General features: G+C 62.8%; 14 protein-coding genes. 2 read left to right on the top strand and 12 right to left on the bottom strand.

The window, feature by feature from the left end:
* Positions 1-18: 18 nt before the first annotated feature.
* Positions 19-1,668, bottom strand: a complete 1,650-nt coding sequence (locus tag FKM97_RS04760) for a GMC family oxidoreductase (RefSeq protein ID WP_144291631.1) — start codon at positions 1,666-1,668, stop codon at positions 19-21.
* Positions 1,669-2,030: 362 nt separating this feature from the next.
* Here FKM97_RS04760 and FKM97_RS04755 point away from each other — a divergent pair, with 362 nt between their 5' ends.
* The gene (locus FKM97_RS04755; protein WP_143958026.1) at positions 2,031-3,302 is read left to right on the top strand and encodes a TRAP transporter large permease; all 1,272 of its coding nucleotides are present in this window, start codon (positions 2,031-2,033) and stop codon (positions 3,300-3,302) included.
* A gap of 17 nt (positions 3,303-3,319) precedes the next feature.
* Positions 3,320-4,360: a TRAP transporter substrate-binding protein gene (locus tag FKM97_RS04750; protein WP_143958025.1), complete on the top strand. Its 1,041-nt coding sequence runs from the start codon at positions 3,320-3,322 to the stop codon at positions 4,358-4,360.
* A gap of 113 nt (positions 4,361-4,473) precedes the next feature.
* On the opposite strand, the gene FKM97_RS04745 is transcribed toward FKM97_RS04750, so the two are convergent.
* The 11 genes from FKM97_RS04745 to FKM97_RS04695 all read right to left on the bottom strand — a co-directional run bounded on the left by FKM97_RS04745 (position 4,474) and on the right by FKM97_RS04695 (position 15,099).
* Positions 4,474-5,229, bottom strand: a complete 756-nt coding sequence (locus FKM97_RS04745) for a glycosyltransferase family 2 protein (RefSeq protein ID WP_143958024.1) — start codon at positions 5,227-5,229, stop codon at positions 4,474-4,476.
* A 44-nt stretch (positions 5,230-5,273) separates the two neighbouring features.
* Complete coding sequence (locus tag FKM97_RS04740) at positions 5,274-5,816, bottom strand: WcaF family extracellular polysaccharide biosynthesis acetyltransferase (RefSeq protein ID WP_143958023.1); 543 nt, start codon at positions 5,814-5,816, stop codon at positions 5,274-5,276.
* A 45-nt stretch (positions 5,817-5,861) separates the two neighbouring features.
* Positions 5,862-6,728, bottom strand: a complete 867-nt coding sequence (locus FKM97_RS04735) for an FkbM family methyltransferase (RefSeq protein WP_170240753.1) — start codon at positions 6,726-6,728, stop codon at positions 5,862-5,864.
* Positions 6,729-6,761: 33 nt separating this feature from the next.
* Positions 6,762-7,928 carry a glycosyltransferase family protein gene (locus FKM97_RS04730; RefSeq protein ID WP_143958021.1) on the bottom strand — a complete coding sequence of 389 codons (1,167 nt, stop codon included), beginning with the start codon at positions 7,926-7,928 and terminating at the stop codon, positions 6,762-6,764.
* Complete coding sequence (locus FKM97_RS04725; RefSeq protein ID WP_143958020.1) at positions 7,921-8,571, bottom strand: acyltransferase; 651 nt, start codon at positions 8,569-8,571, stop codon at positions 7,921-7,923. Before FKM97_RS04725 ends, FKM97_RS04730 begins: the two co-directional genes overlap by 8 nt.
* Complete coding sequence (locus FKM97_RS04720) at positions 8,568-9,818, bottom strand: lipopolysaccharide biosynthesis protein (protein WP_170240752.1); 1,251 nt, start codon at positions 9,816-9,818, stop codon at positions 8,568-8,570. The genes FKM97_RS04725 and FKM97_RS04720 overlap by 4 nt, the downstream gene beginning before the upstream one ends.
* A gap of 118 nt (positions 9,819-9,936) precedes the next feature.
* Positions 9,937-10,761 (bottom strand): sulfotransferase domain-containing protein, encoded by an 825-nt coding sequence (locus FKM97_RS04715; RefSeq protein WP_143958018.1) that lies wholly within the window; start codon positions 10,759-10,761, stop codon positions 9,937-9,939.
* A 6-nt stretch (positions 10,762-10,767) separates the two neighbouring features.
* Positions 10,768-11,961: a glycosyltransferase gene (locus FKM97_RS04710; RefSeq protein WP_170240751.1), complete on the bottom strand. Its 1,194-nt coding sequence runs from the start codon at positions 11,959-11,961 to the stop codon at positions 10,768-10,770.
* Positions 11,962-11,975: 14 nt separating this feature from the next.
* On the bottom strand, positions 11,976-13,127 hold the full coding sequence (locus FKM97_RS04705; protein WP_170240750.1) for a glycosyltransferase family 4 protein: 1,152 nt from the start codon (positions 13,125-13,127) through the stop codon (positions 11,976-11,978).
* Complete coding sequence (locus FKM97_RS04700) at positions 13,124-13,954, bottom strand: FkbM family methyltransferase (RefSeq protein WP_143958015.1); 831 nt, start codon at positions 13,952-13,954, stop codon at positions 13,124-13,126. Before FKM97_RS04700 ends, FKM97_RS04705 begins: the two co-directional genes overlap by 4 nt.
* Positions 13,951-15,099 (bottom strand): glycosyltransferase family 4 protein, encoded by a 1,149-nt coding sequence (locus FKM97_RS04695; protein WP_143958014.1) that lies wholly within the window; start codon positions 15,097-15,099, stop codon positions 13,951-13,953. Before FKM97_RS04695 ends, FKM97_RS04700 begins: the two co-directional genes overlap by 4 nt.
* Positions 15,100-15,101: the final 2 nt, after the last annotated feature.

The raw sequence follows: 15,101 nt of genomic DNA, 5'->3' as shown, positions 1-15,101 counted from the left end.
TCCTCGATCCGTCTCCGATCAATTTGCCCTCCTGTCTTCGAGGATCATGTCGGAGGCCTTCTCCGCGATCATGATCGTCGGGGCATTGGTATTGCCGGAGGTGATTGTCGGCATGATCGAGGCGTCCACGACCCTGAGCCCGGCGATGCCCCGGAACCGCAGCCTTGCATCGACGACACTTCGGTCATCGGATCCCATCTTGCACGTGCCCACGGGATGGAAGATGGTCATGCCGATATTCGCGGCCGCCTCCCTCAATTCATCGTCCGTCTGCACGGCGGGTCCCGGCTGGATTTCCTGCGGATCGAACCGCTTCAGCGCGGGACAGGCGACCGCTCGGCGAACTGCCCGCATCGCCTTCACCGCCGTTTCGCGGTCGGCCTCGTCGGTGAGGAAATTGAGCTGGATGCGGGGATCGTCATTCGGTTGGCTTGACCGCAGCCGCACGCTGCCCCGGCCATGGGGATGCAGCAGACAGGCCGACGCGGTAAAGCCGGGGAACGGGTGCGGCGGATCGCCGACCTTGTCGAAAGTGACGGGATAGGCGACGAACTGGACGTCGGGCCGGTTCAGCTGCGGGTCGGATTTGGTGAAGGCGTTGACCAGCGCGGGCGGGATCGTCAGCGGCCCCTTCCGGTACAGCGCATAGCGCAATCCCATGCCGATCTTGCTGAACAGACTGTTCGCCTGCTCGTTCAGGGTGACCGTGTCGCGAACGCGATACATCATCCGCAAGGACATGTGGTCCTGGAGGTTCTCTCCGACTCCCGGCGAGGCGTGCTGGACGGGGATACCGACCGATTTCAGGTGCTCCGGATTGCCGATGCCCGACAATTGCAGCAGATGCGGCGAGCCGATGGCGCCGGCGGAGAGAATGACCTCGTGCCCGGCCGAGGCATGCATGCTCTTGCCCCGGCGATCGAACTGCACTCCGGTGCAGCGTCCGCCCTCGAGGATCAGCGCCTTGGTTTTGGCCTCGGTCATGATGGTGAGGTTGGGACGCCCCCTCGCCGGCTTGAGAAAGGCCCCCGCTGCGCTGCAGCGCAAGCCATTGCGGCGCGTCAGCTGAAAGCGGCCGACCCCTTCATTGTTGCCCCGATTGAAATCATCCGTGGCCGGGACCCCGCTCTCCAGGGTGGCCTGTTCGAAGGAATCGAGGATCTCCCAGCTTTCTCCGATATGTTCGACGGCCAGCTCACCGCTGCCGCCGTGAAATTCGCTGGCCCCGTCCACATGGCTCTCGGACCGCTTGAAATAGGGAAGCACGTCCGTCCACCCCCAGCCGGAATTTCCGAGCGCTTCCCAATGGTCGTAGTCGGCATCCTGGCCGCGGATATAGACCATCGCATTGATCGACGAGCTGCCTCCCAGAACCTTGCCCCGGGGATATTTGATCTGCCGGCCCTTCAGGCCTGGCTCGGGCTCAGTGGTGAAACACCAGTCGACGCGTGGATTGCCGAAGGTGAAGTAGTAGCCGATGGGAATATGAAGCCAGATATACCGGTCGCGCGGTCCCGCCTCCAGCAGCAACACCTTGATCTTCGGATCACGCGTGAGACGATTGGCCAACACGCAGCCGGCCGAACCGCCGCCCACGATGACATAATCATAGGTCCCCGCATCCTCTCCAGCGCGCCCGCCGCGCCGGCCTGCATCCTGTTCGTTCATCCGCTGATTCGTCCCGCTGGTGCAGAGCTTATGGCCGCTCGCTTCGATCTGACGGCCTGGGGCCACCACGGCGCCAAAGTGCCGGGACATGTCCTGCGAGACAAATGAGGTATTCCGCTGGCTCCCATGAACATCCTTCATGGGGAAACGGACGCAGCTTCACGGGAATCCGGCCGAACCCTCTAACTTCCTCATGGTCGTTATGAAATTACCTCTTTTGCCTTTCCCGGGGTCAGATGCTTTTGTCCCGCCAGTCGCGACAAGGCTGCCGCTCCATAGAGCCGCCATCGCCACGGGGAGGCCTTTGACATGTCCGGAATTCTGGCCTGCGCCACGATGCTGCCTTCGCAGGGTCTCCCGGCATGTGGCTGATCGGCGGCGTTCCGTTTGTATTTCTGCTGATCGGCTTTCCGATCTTCATTCTGTTACTCGCGACGGCCCTTCTCCTGCTCGGCTTCGCGATGCCGATGCCGTCCTCCGCCTTGCATCAGGTGATGTTCGGCAGCCTCGACAAATTCTCCCTTCTGGCGATCCCCTTCTTCATCTTCGCCGGCGAGTTGATGGCGCGCGGCAGCATGTCCCGCCGGATCATCGAGTGGGTCTTGGCTCTGCTCGGCGGCCGCCGCGGTGCGATGCCCTTGGCGACCGTCGGCGCAAGCACGGTCTTCGGCGCCCTGAGCGGCTCCAGCCCCGCGACCGTCGCGGCCATCGGGCGGCTCATGTACCCCAATCTTCGCTCCTCCGGTTATAATGAGAGCTTCTCCAGCGGCTTGATCACCGCCGCCGGCGGGATTGCGATCGTCATCCCGCCGTCCATCGCGATGATCCTCTATTGCGTGTCGGCCGAGCAATCCGTATCGCAACTGTTCCTCGCCGGCATCATCCCTGGGCTCTTTCTGGCCCTCCTGATGGGCCTTTACATTTACGTCTACGCGTGGCGCATGGACATCCGCGAGAGCTCGGAATTCTCCATCAGGCGACTGCTGGAGGCCAGCCGCAACGGCTTTTGGGCGCTCCTGACGCCGCTCATCGTGCTCGGCGGCATCTATTCCGGTGTCTTCTCGCCCACGGAGGCGGCCGGCATCGCCTGCGTCTATGCGCTGATCGTCACCTTGCTCATCTATCGCGACCTCACTTTCGCCGATGTCTGGCGCCTCGCCATCGATTCCGCCGCCTTGACCGGGCAGATCATGATCATCGTCGCCGCTGCGGGCGTGGTCTCCTGGCTCGTCACCGTACTTGGCCTCCCTCAGCAGATCGTTGCAGCCATCCAGGACGTCGGCGCGCCCGTCTGGCTCTTCCTGCTCATGATGAACATCCTGCTGCTGATCGTCGGCTGCTTCATCGATCCCATTTCGGCGATCCTGGTCCTCACCCCGCTCCTGGTTCCCATCGCCAAGAGCCTCGGGATCGACCTCATCCACTTCGGCCTGATCATGACCGTGAACTTGAGCATCGGCATGTTCTCGCCCCCCTTCGGATTGAACATCTTCGTGGCCCAGGCGACGCTCGGCGTGAAGACCTCCGAACTCTATCGCGGCCTTCTTCCCTTTATCGGCGTCTATCTTCTGGGCCTCGCAATTCTCACGGCCGTTCCCGAGATGTCGCTGTTTCTGTTGAGATTTTTCCAATAACAAACCCAGGAGTGGACATGTTTTCCTTTCGAGCTTCACGACGCGCCGCTCTCCTTCGCGCCGCCGTTACCCTTTCCGTGCTGGCCATCGCTCCTGTTCTGACCTCGGCCTCCGCCTGGGCGCAGGAATTCACCATGAAGATCGGCTTCACCACCATCAACGACCCGTTCCACGAATTCGCCAAGCGCTATGCCGAGGAGGTGCAGAAGCGCTCCGACAATCGGATCAAGGTGGAAATCTTTCCCGCGGGCCAGCTCGGCACCGCAGCGCGCCAGATCGAGGGCCTGCAGTTCGGCACCCAGGAGATGTTCATTTCTCCCCCCGGCTTTCTCGCCGGCATCAATCCGGGCTTTCAGGCTGTCGATGCGCCCGGTCAATTCAAGAGCATGGACCATGCCCATGCCGTTGTGACCGATCCTGAGTTCCAGGAGATTTATCTCAATCAGGCCGCCGAGGCCGGCATTCGGGGCGTGGCTCTGTGGATCTACGGTCCGACCGCGATCACCAGCGTAAAGCCGATCGAGAACATCGAGAGCGTAAAGGGCTTCAAGACCCGGGTCCTGGCCTCTCCCATGGAGCAGAAGCTCGCCGCCGCCCTCGGCATGACGGGCGTCTCCATGGACTTCACCGAGGCCCTGCCGGCGCTGCAGACCGGCACCATCGACGCGGTCCGCACCAGTCTCGTCGTCATGGGCGGCATGAAGTTCTTTGACACGGCGAAATACGCCATCAAGGAGGAGACCGGCATGATCTTCAGTGGCGCTTGGGTGAGCCAGTCCTGGCTCGACCAGCTGCCTGCCGATCTGAAGGCGATCGTGATCGACACAGCCCATGAAATGCAGGATGAGGGCACGAAGATCTCGAAGGATTTTGCCGCCAAGTCCGATAAGCAGTGGACTGACGCTGGTGTCACCCTGGTCGTCCTCTCCGACCAGGAGCGTGCCGATCTTTTCGCGAAAGTCTCTCCCATCGGCGACGAAATGCTCAGCACGAACGAACGTGCGGCACCCGCTTGGAACGCCCTGAAGAAGGCACTGGCCAAAGCACCGGCCAACTGAGCGAACGAAAGCCGGCGCAGGGCAAGGTGCCCTGAACCCAGCACTGACCGTCCCCGTCAAACTGCGAGCGGTGATCCCCTGCCCCTAGGTGCGGGAGCACCGCTCGAAGGCGCTCACGACGGCCGATGCAGCAATTGCTTCATCTTGGATCCGTTCTTCAGCATGAGTGTCCTCACCCCGCCCACGCCATTCCCGCGTAGGGCCCTCAGATCCTCCGCGGATTTCTTCAGCACATTGGACAGCGAACGATTGCTGATTCCGCCCGCCCGCATGCGCACCAGCACCCGGGGCAGATAGATCACCCTCCCCGTGATGGAGGTCAGGATGCGGAGCATGAAATCGTAATCCGCAGCGATCTCATAACTCGTATCGAAACACCCGAATTGCTCATAGAGCCGACGCCGCAGATACAGGGTCGGATGCGGCGGCATCCAGCCGGAACGCAAGTTCTCGGCGTTGAATTCACCCGCCCGCCAATAGCGGATGATGCGATGAGGAGCTTCTTTGCTCACATAGACGAGGTCACCGAACACGGCCTCGACGCCGGGATCGGCAAATTCATGCGCGATGCGCCTCAACACGCCGGCATCGGCATAGAGGTCGTCCGCGTGGAGGAACCCGACCACATCCCCCGTCACCCGCGCCAACCCTTTGTTCAGGGCGTGGTAGAGGCCCTTGTCACGCTCGCTGACCAGAGTGGCGAAATGCTGCCGGTGTCCTTGCAGAAACTCTGCCGTACCGTCGCGGCTCGCTCCGTCGATGACGATGTGCTCCACCCTCTTGTGCGTTTGCTGTGCCAGGGAGCCGACACAATCGCCAATGGTGTGGACGCAATTGAAAGTTGCAGTGATGACCGAGATCTTCGTCACATGCGGTCCTGATGTCGTGAGCCATAGGGAATTCGGCGGGTGAATTACGTCTCGACCACCCGCGGCCCGATGGGAAGCGCGGGAACGCCGGCATGGATCTGCCAGGAGCACAGTCGCGACGTCGCGACGCTTCCCAGGGACAGCACGGCCCCTTCCTCGACCACGACGCCGGGCCCGACCACCCCCCGTGCCGCGATCCAGCTCCCGTCCCGGAGCGCGATCGGCTGTGTGATCAGGTTGAACGTCCCCCGCGTCCAGTCATGGTTTCCGGTGCAGAGATAGGCGCCCTGGGAGATGCAGCAATTCGATCCGATGGAGACCGGTGCCAGATTGTCGATCCAGACATCTTCCCCGATCCAGCTGTGGTCGCCCACCGACAATCTCCAGGGAAACTTGACGCGCACCCCTGGCCGGATGACCACGCCCCGACCGATGCACGCCCCGAACAGCCGCAGCAGAACCCTGCGATGGGCAGATCCCGGCAGCACCGACCGGATCAGCACCGCCTGCACGATGTGCCAGAGCACCTCTATGGCCCACGGACGGCCTCGCGAGAAACTCTCGGTGGAATACCCCTCGAGCGTCACGGACGGACCCTTGTCACCGGGCATGTTCGGGCGAGTGTCGATGATTCACCCCTGGGCCTGAACCGGCATGCCGAGCACCCTGGCTGCATCGCCGGAGGGACAGAACACATAGTCGCACGCGCTGAGATCCCCATGGATGCCGATGTCCTCAATGAGATCGAGTCCGGCAAGGCGGTCGCCGTCGCCCTTGCGGATGCGCAAGATCACGTAGTCGAGATCCTTCATCATCTGCTCGATCTGCTGCTGCCTGCTCAGCCGGTCGACGGCCTCGGCAGAATAGCAGGGGAGGATTTCCGCGATGATCCATGGTTGCGACGCCGAGACGGCATCGCGCAGCGTGAGCAGCACGTCCGCCTCCCCGCCCTCCACGTCGATCTTCACGAAACTGAGCGGACCTGCGCTCATGGCCTCTTCGATCGCGCGATACGGAAAGACCGCGACCGGCACCAAACGGCTGATCCGCTGCTCCGGCCGGAAACCCTCGACCAGCGAAGCGGAGGCATCGGTGGCGCTGGCATAATAGAGCTGCAACAGCTGGACTCCTGGCGACCGGCCGAGCGCCACTGGCACGATCCGGCAGGTCGTGAACGCATTCAGCGCCATGAGGCGCTCGGCATAGGCCACGCAATGGGGGTTCGGCTCGATGCCCAGATAGGGCCGTTGTCCATCGACGGCCATCACGGCGAGCATCGTCTGGCCCAGATTGACCCCGACATCGAGGAACGTGCCGCCGCGGAGCGGCAGCAGCCGGTGCAGGAGTTCAAGCATCCATGGCTCGGCCGGCTCGCACATGGTTCTGCCCAGCATCGGCGTGCGGAACTGACGATCGCCGATGCGCAGCGTTGCGGCGGCGAGCACGGCCGGCAGCTTCAAGCGCCGCAGCGCCCTGCGATGTAAGGCGGTAAAATCCATTCTCATCTCTTGGTGAACGAAGGGGGAAGCCGCTTACGTCGGCGGCCGGGCGCGCTGTCTCAGCAGGCGCGTCCGGTTGATGGCGCGCGCGATCGTCTCGATGTTCTGTTCATAGGTATGACACAGGCTGAAGGCGGCCCGCTTCTTCTGCAGATCGGCGCTGTTCAGATCCTCGGTACGGGCGGCGACATCTCCGAACAATCCGCACAGCGATCTGTTCGTCTGGTCCTCCGCCATCACGATCAGATCCGATCCGCGATGGGCGTCCACCCAGTTGGAGAGGACGACTTTGCCGGTGGCGAGATATTCCATGATCTTGTGCGGATTGACCCCGCCATCGACGGTGACCGAGAGGTCGTAGAACAGCAGCCAGAGATCGATGTCCGGCGCCGCGAGCAGGATTTCCTCCGCGGTGCACTGCCCCTTCAGCTGGCAGTTTGGCAACTGCCGCAGCGTCTGCAGCGGGACTCGACCATGGTCATAGGGTCCGAAGAAGACGAACTCGGCCTGGGGATGGGCTCGCATGGTCTCGATCAGGCACGGCCAGTCGACCCCCGGATGCGCGAGATTTCCCACATAGCCCGCCCGCACCGGTCCGGTCCGGCGGCGGCCGGGTCCGGGATTGGCCATCACGCCCTTGGCATGTCGGGCATATTCGGACCGCAGGCCATGGGGCACGACGCAGGAAAATTGCGGATCGACGCCGCTGCGGCCCACATAGAGCGGGGAATTCGACAGCACCAGCGCCGCGCCCTTATGGCCCGAGCCGGCACGAAAATCGTCCACCGGGTGAAAGATACTGAATTTTGCCCCGAAGGCCGAAAGATCGTCGAACTGAAACGCATTGTCGAAATCCCAGACGAGGTCGGGGGAGAACCCCAATGCTCGGGTGAGATGACGAGCCTGCTGGCGCATGAGCAGATGGAACAGGCGTCGGAACTTGAACTTCACCCAATAGGGAAACAGGGGAGCGTAACGGACCCTGTGGAGCTTCTCGTAATCCGTCTTGGCGACGCGCACCGATCCTCTGTTCAGATCGAAACAGGGAGGCTCGACGAAATAGACGTCATTGCCGAGCCGGGCGATTTCCTTGGCATAATTATGCTTCGAGACATGAAAACCATCCCAGGGCTGCGGAGAAATGAGGAGGATCCTCTGCCCGCCGGTGGCAAAGCTGAACGGATCCGCACTGTCAGACATGGAGATGATCTCGTCGGTATCGATCGAATTCGTCGTCGCGGATATAGCCGTGATAGCGATAGGGGCTCTCATGCCGAACGCATCGCGCCGGATCCAACCGGCGGATCATCTTCGCCGGGTTGCCCGCGATGACGCAGAACCCGTCCGGGAAGGACTTCGTCACGACGGCCCCGGCGCCCACGATGGTGAAATCCCCCAAGGTGACGCCCGGCAGCACCACGGCTCCGGCCGACAGCCAGCAATAATCCCCGATCGTCACTTCATCCAGCGCGTGCCGGCTGAGGTCTTCCACATCGTGGTTGCTGCTGATGATCGAGACATTGGCCGCTATTCTTCCATAGCTGCCGATCTTGATCTTCCCCAGACCCTGGATATAGCACCCGGGCATGTAGCCGGGACACGTCTCGACCCCCACCAGGATGTTCTTCCACCCCTTCACCTCGCTGGTCGGATGGATCGGCCAATAGGGCCCCGTGTTTCCTCTCAGGACGAAATGCCGAAACCACATGTCGAACGTGATCGGCAGAGACGTCTGCGCCGTCTCCCGGAGAAACCTAAAGGAGCGATGCCGCACCACGAGGAGCTCCAGGATCCGCATTGGGCTGCGCAGCAGCTTGCCGATCAGCGGCCAACGCGGAATCATTGTCGCGAAAGTCGCCAGCACGCCACGATATGAGCCAGGTAGACAAGCGAGGCGCTCGCCGAATAGGCCAGGATGATCAGTTCGCCCTGTCGAGACAGAATGGCTGTTGCGCACACCGCTCCCGCGATGAGCAGGAAGCCGATGCCCGACAGGATCATTCCGAGCTTCTGGGCGCCGGTGAAATAGAGGATGGAGGACAGCGGCGCCGAGAGAAATCGCAGGAAGACCACAGGCACCAGCAGCCGCGCCGTCTCACCGGCGCTCGTCCAGTTCGGACCGAGGATGAAGGTGAAGAGCTCGGGCGCATAGACCGACAGCAGCAAAGTCGGCATCAAACCGGCCGTGCTCAGGCCGATCAGCGTTTTCAGATAGATCTCCCGGCAGGACCCGGTCTGGCGATACTGATGGGAGGCATGTTGCCGGAACACTTGGGAGATTGAGGTCCCGAGAAGGCTCATGGGCGCCGCCATGAGCTGTCGCGCGCGCACGAATGATCCCAGAACCGCGGTCAGACCCATGAAGCTTAGGGCGAAGCTCGGGATCTGCTGGTTGACGGAGTTCATCATTGCGGCGGGCAGGGCGAACCGGGGATAGCTCCTGTGCCGCTTGGCGAGCACGATGATGCGGCGCCGGCTGGCTCGCCAGACTCTCCTTCTTGGCCGCATCCGATGAAACGCGATCAGCAGTCCTGTCAACGACACCGCTTGTCCCCCCAGATAGGCGAAAAGCAGTCCGTCGGCGCCGTAGCCGTAAAGCCCGAGGATCACAGAAAGGGCGGTGCTGAACGCCACCAGCGAGACTTGGTTTCGCGCCACCAGCCCGAACCGTCGATAGCGTCCCACCATCGTGGACAGCGCTGTGATGGTCCCACTGGCCAGGATGCTCAGCGGCAGGCACAGGATCCATCCCCTTGCCTCCGAATAGGCCTGGGTGCCCCCCATCCATACATACAGGCACGCCCCCAGCAGGGCTCCACCGAGTGCGACCGGGACCGAGGCCCAGAAGCAGACCGCCACCAGCTGTTCGGCCCGCTCGTCTCGCAATTCCGCGAGGATCGCCTGGTGGAACTGCAGCGTGCTGACACTGGCAAGCACATGGGCATAGGCCATATAGGTGGCGAGGATGCCGTAATCCGAGGGCACATAGAGCCGCCCCAGCAACGGGGCCGCCAAGATCGGAATGGCCGCCGCGATGAGCTGTCCGGTCGACAATTTCGCAACCGAGCGCAGAAATCCTGAGCGTGCCAATCGTCGGATCATGGTCGCGACACGGGATCATCTGGCATGAACGGCGCAGCGCCCGCCGGCTTTGCAACCGTGATGTCCGCAGCCCCACCCTGCAACCGGCCGTCACGAATGCAGCCGTTCACAAGGACCAGGCGGAGAAGGACTGCCCCGTCAACTTTCGCAAGTGCTCGACATCCGGCCGGAAGCGATTGGCGAGCCTGGCATGCTCCTCCTCGGTCAGCTTCTTTTTCAGGCTGCCGGGAAACAGGGCATTGCGCAGCAACGGCGTCTTCAGGAGCCGATCCGTCATGCGGGGCGCCAGGCGGTTGGCCACCCGATAGGCAGGATGGCGCCGCATGTGGTTGGGCACGATGTCCTCACCATTCTCATTGACGACGAAGTCGAAGGCGGTCGCCTCTGTGAAGCGTTCGACCCCCAGGAAATCGAAGGCTTGGTTCATTGCGGACAAGCGGTCTCTGCGGATGCGCGCAACATCCAGAACTAGGATCTGACTCAGCGGGAAATAGTCGAGGAAGTACGACAGCTGATAATAATAGAGGCTGGTCTTGACGTAATGGTCGTTGGCTTGCGCCCATTGGATCTTGTGCTGGTCATTTCCGATATAGCTCTCGACCAGATGCGACAGATACCGTTCGATGGGATCTCTCACCAGATAGATGAGCTTGCACTCCGGCACCAGGTCGTGGATGCGCTTCGGCGCCCCGGCATAAAGCGGATGATGGGCCTTGCTGTAATTCTGGGAGGATTCGCCGCGGACAGGCTTGGTCCCGTCGAAAAGGCTTTGATACCAGTCGACCCCGCGATGGGCATTCTCGCCCGCGAAGAAATTCACCTCCTTCGGGTTCGACATGCCAATCGCGGGATGACGGTCGAAATAGGCGTGAAAGCTGGTGGTCCCGCATTTCATGCCGCCTATGACGATCAGATTGGGCAACGCACCCATGGCTGCTCAGGGCCTGGCCGGCACGCGGTGCCAGACGGGGCGCGCCGTCTTCCGCGCCCGCGCAGATGCGGCATAGACCTCCGCCATCCGCGCTGCGACGCCGTCCCAGGAATATTCCGCCCTCACGAGCCTTTCTCCGGCGGCGCCGATCTCGCCCCTCAGCACGTCGTTCCCCAGCAGGCGAGCAATGGCCCCTGCAATCTCTTGCACGTCGCGCTCGACCACTGAGGCCGGATCGAGGCGCTGCACGATGGTTGCAGCACCGACGCGGCGGGTGCAGATGACCGGCGTCCCCATGGCCAGCGCTTCGGGCACCACATTGCCGAAATTCTCATGGCTCGACGGCACGACCAACAGATCCGCATGCGCCAGGAACGACCATTTCTCCTGCCCCACCAAAGGGCCCACATATCTCACCCGCTCTCCCCCGGGATCGAAACGCGCGATCAGCCCGGCCACCTCCATCTGGTCGTAACCCCCGATCCGGAGCCGCGCGCCGGGACAGTGCAGCACAGCTTCGATGGCGAGGTCGACACCCTTCTTCCAGTCCAGTCGCCCCAGAAACGCGACCCGGGATCCGGGCGGCACCTCGGCCCAATGATCCACGCCGGCGTGATGCCCGCGCTCGACCGGCGCTTCGACGCCATTGGGAATGACCACGATGGGGGCGCTGCGAGGACACAGCTCCCGCACGTCGGACGCCTCCAGCGCCGAGGTCGCATGGACCGCGGCGGCCAGTCGGATGCACCTCTCCTCGAACAGTGCGATCCAGCACCGCTTGACCAGCCGCGATTTCCTCTGGATCAGCTCGGCAGTGAGCATTCCCCTCGGCGAGTGGACGTAAGGCACACCCATCCTTCTGGCCAGCTTTGCAGCCATTGGCCCCGGCCAGAGAAAAGCGCCGTTGATATGCAGGACGTCCGCATGGCGGAGGCTCCGTTTCAGACCCTTGCGCAACGACCGCGACCAGTACAGCCGCCGCAGCGCAGCGATCGCATAATAGCGCACGATGACACCGTCGATCAGGACCGGAGTGTCGAGCGGAACGTCGAGCCTGTCCGGGCCGTCCTCATTGGTGGTGAAGACCTGCACATTGTGACCCAGCCGAACCAGGCTGCGCGCCAGCCCATGACTCGATTGGACCGGTCCGCCATAGCGCGTTGCCGGCAAGTAATTGGGAGCGAAGATGACGATGTTCACGGAATGGGAAGCTGTCAAAGGTCGCTGAGAAAGGCAGCATGCTTGCGGGTGAAGGCTTCGAGGCCGAACCGCTCGCGGGCCACCGCCACCGCTTCCTCGGCCATGCCTGAGCGGAGGCTGCGATTCCTTGCAAGCCGCAACAGAACGGCGGCATGTCCCACGGCATCGCGCGGCGAGACGATGAAGCCGTTTCGGTCGCCGCAGATCGCTTCCTGCGACCCGTCCTCGTCGCCGACGATCACCGGGACACCGCAGGCCATGGCCTCCAGCGGCGTGAGCGGCAGTCCCTCGCCGCGCCCCGCCCCGCGATCGCTGACCAGCGAGAAGACATGGGCGCACCGGTAGACCCCGGCCAGATCCGCCTCATCGATGGCCCCGCTGAAATGCACGCACTCTCTGACGCCGAGCCTGGTCGCGAGCGCTTCCAGCCGTGATCGGTCGTCGCCGCGTCCCGCAATGACCAGCCGCAATTCGGGTCTCTCCGGGATCACGGAGGCGACCACCTCGATCAACCGGTCATACCCCTTATGAGCTGCGATCTTCGCCAGCCGCCCCAGCGTCATGACGATGAAATGCGCCTCCGGATCGGGAATGCCATATTTGCGACGCAGATCCCGGTCCGGTTCCCCAGGAAGGAAGCGGTCGAGATCGACGGGGTCCCAGATCACCTCGGGTGGGCGCGTGTGCAATCCGTTCTCCGTGACGTAGTTCGCGGTGAAGTGACAATCTGCAATGACCCTGTCGGTCCGCCCCATGCAGGCCCGGCGAGGCGCGGTGAGCCCGCTCCAGATCTCCAACCCATAGACATTGAGCACGCTGCGTGCGCCCGCCAGTCGCGCGGCCATTGCCTGCAGGGGACCGAAATTCACATGCGCCGACCAGACCAGGTCCGGCCGCCACCGGGAGGCGAGTCCGACCGCGCGACTGGCGAACGCCAGCCGATCGCGCCGGGTGGCCGATCCGCCCCCCTCGGGTCCGTGCCATTCGACGGCGAAATCCTCCTCCAACCTGTTGTCGTCGGGCCCGAGCAGCGACAGCACCTTGACGTTTTCCACCCCGCAGATCCGACGCAGCGACGATATTTGATAGCGCGAATAGCGGCTGATCCCGCCCTTGTCGAAGCAACCAGGCGTCAGATGCAGGATCTTCGGTCCGATGCGCGTCAAGGCTCGGTGACGGCGCCGACGACGGATGCAAGGACGGGCCAGAGCGGGCTGGACCGTCTGCAGAACAGCTCGTCCCCGTCGACCATGGACTCGCAGCCGATCAGCGGTCTGTAGCCATGCGCCAGCAGCACGCTGTAGATGGCCTCCACATTCGTCCCGAAACGGGCAAGGTTTTGCCGACTGATCTCGATATAGACGGCGTCCACCTTCTTCAGCAGCCCGCTTTGGTCGAGGGAGGCGAGAACATCCGCCTCCGCTCCCTCCACATCGATCTTGCACAGCAGGATCCGCTCGCTGGCCACCTTGTCGATCACGGTCATGTCTCCGAGATGGATCACGAGCACGGGCACACCCCGCGACGACCCGTCTTTGCCGGCGAGGAAACCGCCGCCTGAATGATGCGCATCGAAGACGAGGGTCGAGATCTCCGAATGGGTCCCGACCGCGGCGTTGAAGGGGAAGAGATTGGTGGACGCGTTCAGCCGGATATTCGCCACCAGATCCCCATAGATTATGGGGTTGGGTTCGAAGCAGAAGACATAGCCGTCATTCAGATGGCGTGCCGCCACCAGCGAATAGATCCCGGTATTCGCACCGATGTCGAGGAACATCGAATCCCTCGGAAGGACTTCGATGACGTCGCGCAAGGTCGCGCCATACAGCCCCCAGATTGACGCCCAGTTCGTGAAGTCCCTCCGCCGGACTCGCATCCTCGGCCCATAATGGGACCGTGTGGTGGGGAGCACCGTCAGCACCAGGCCGAGCAGTCTGGTGGCTCCCCGCCGGTGGCGGTGTTTCAGCAGCCAGCCCGCGATCGAATGGATCACGCGCCGGATCCTGCCGAACTGCGGTCCGCTCGGGACAGCACCCCCGCCACGATGTCGAGAATCTGATCCTCGAAGGCATCTGCGGTGAACTCGGCCAGGGCTCGGCTTCGCACCGCCCGGCGCATCTCTGCATACGCCACGGGATTTTCCAGCATCCAGATCATCTGGGCGGCGACCTCATCGGGATCGCGCGGTGCGTCCAGCAGCAGCCCGGTGCGCCCATCCTCCACGAATTCTGGGATCGCAAAGGCGCGCGATGCGATGGCCGGGCAGCCGAAATAGGCGGCTTCGATGATGACGGCCGGATTGGTATCCTTCATCGTCGGATGCAGGATCGCCATTCCCCGTGAGAACAGCCCAACGAGCTTTGCCTGCTGCAGGGGATCGTCCTTCCGCAGAAAGCCGACCCACTCCACTCCCGCCGGAGGCGGCACGTCGGAGGCATGGTCACCGATCACCGCCAATGTGCTTTCGGGAAAGCGCGAGCGGACCTTCGCGAAGGCCTCCAGCACCACGGACCCGCCTTTTCCGGCAAAATTCGTGGACATGAACAAGAACAGCGCCTCATCGCGGTAGTCGTCCGACATTGGCGGGGTGACGGCCCCAAAATTACTGACGCTTTTCACTAGCTCCGCACGAAGCCCGTATTGTTCGAGACCCCTCTTCGCGAAGTACGTGCTCCTGAAGACGATTATGTTTGCTCCTCCGAGCCAAGTCGCCTCGCGCCGCTCGATCTTGGCGAGATCATCCCCGGAAAAATCGCTCCGATCATGATAGATATTCATGTAGTCGTGAAATGTGCAGTCGTTCCACGCGATGAAGGGCCGTGACGGCGTGGTCAGGATCCAGGGCGTGAAGCCATGGAAGAAGTCCAGCCTGGCCGTCCTGTCGGCCAGCGCCTCGTAGTCCTTGGCGATCCGCTCTAGCCGTGCAGGATCGTAGAAGGAGAACCGTCCCGGCAGGCCGACCATCCGCAATGCCTTCGAGATCAGCTTGCGATGTGGCGCGGCCGGCGGATCGATGGGTCCCACATAGCGCACCTCATAGTCACGCCGCAGCGCCTTGAGCACCGCCCTGTTCCGCGCTGAGTACCCGCCGCCCGTCAAATCCTCCGCAAGGTTGGAGATGAAGTTGATGGTCGCCAAAG

Origin of the sequence: Rhodoligotrophos appendicifer, assembly GCF_007474605.1 — a bacterium.
Taxonomy (GTDB): Bacteria; Pseudomonadota; Alphaproteobacteria; order Rhizobiales; family Im1; genus Rhodoligotrophos; species Rhodoligotrophos appendicifer.
Note: the sequence above shows the minus strand (reverse complement) of the source record. Positions and strands in the feature narration are given on the sequence as shown.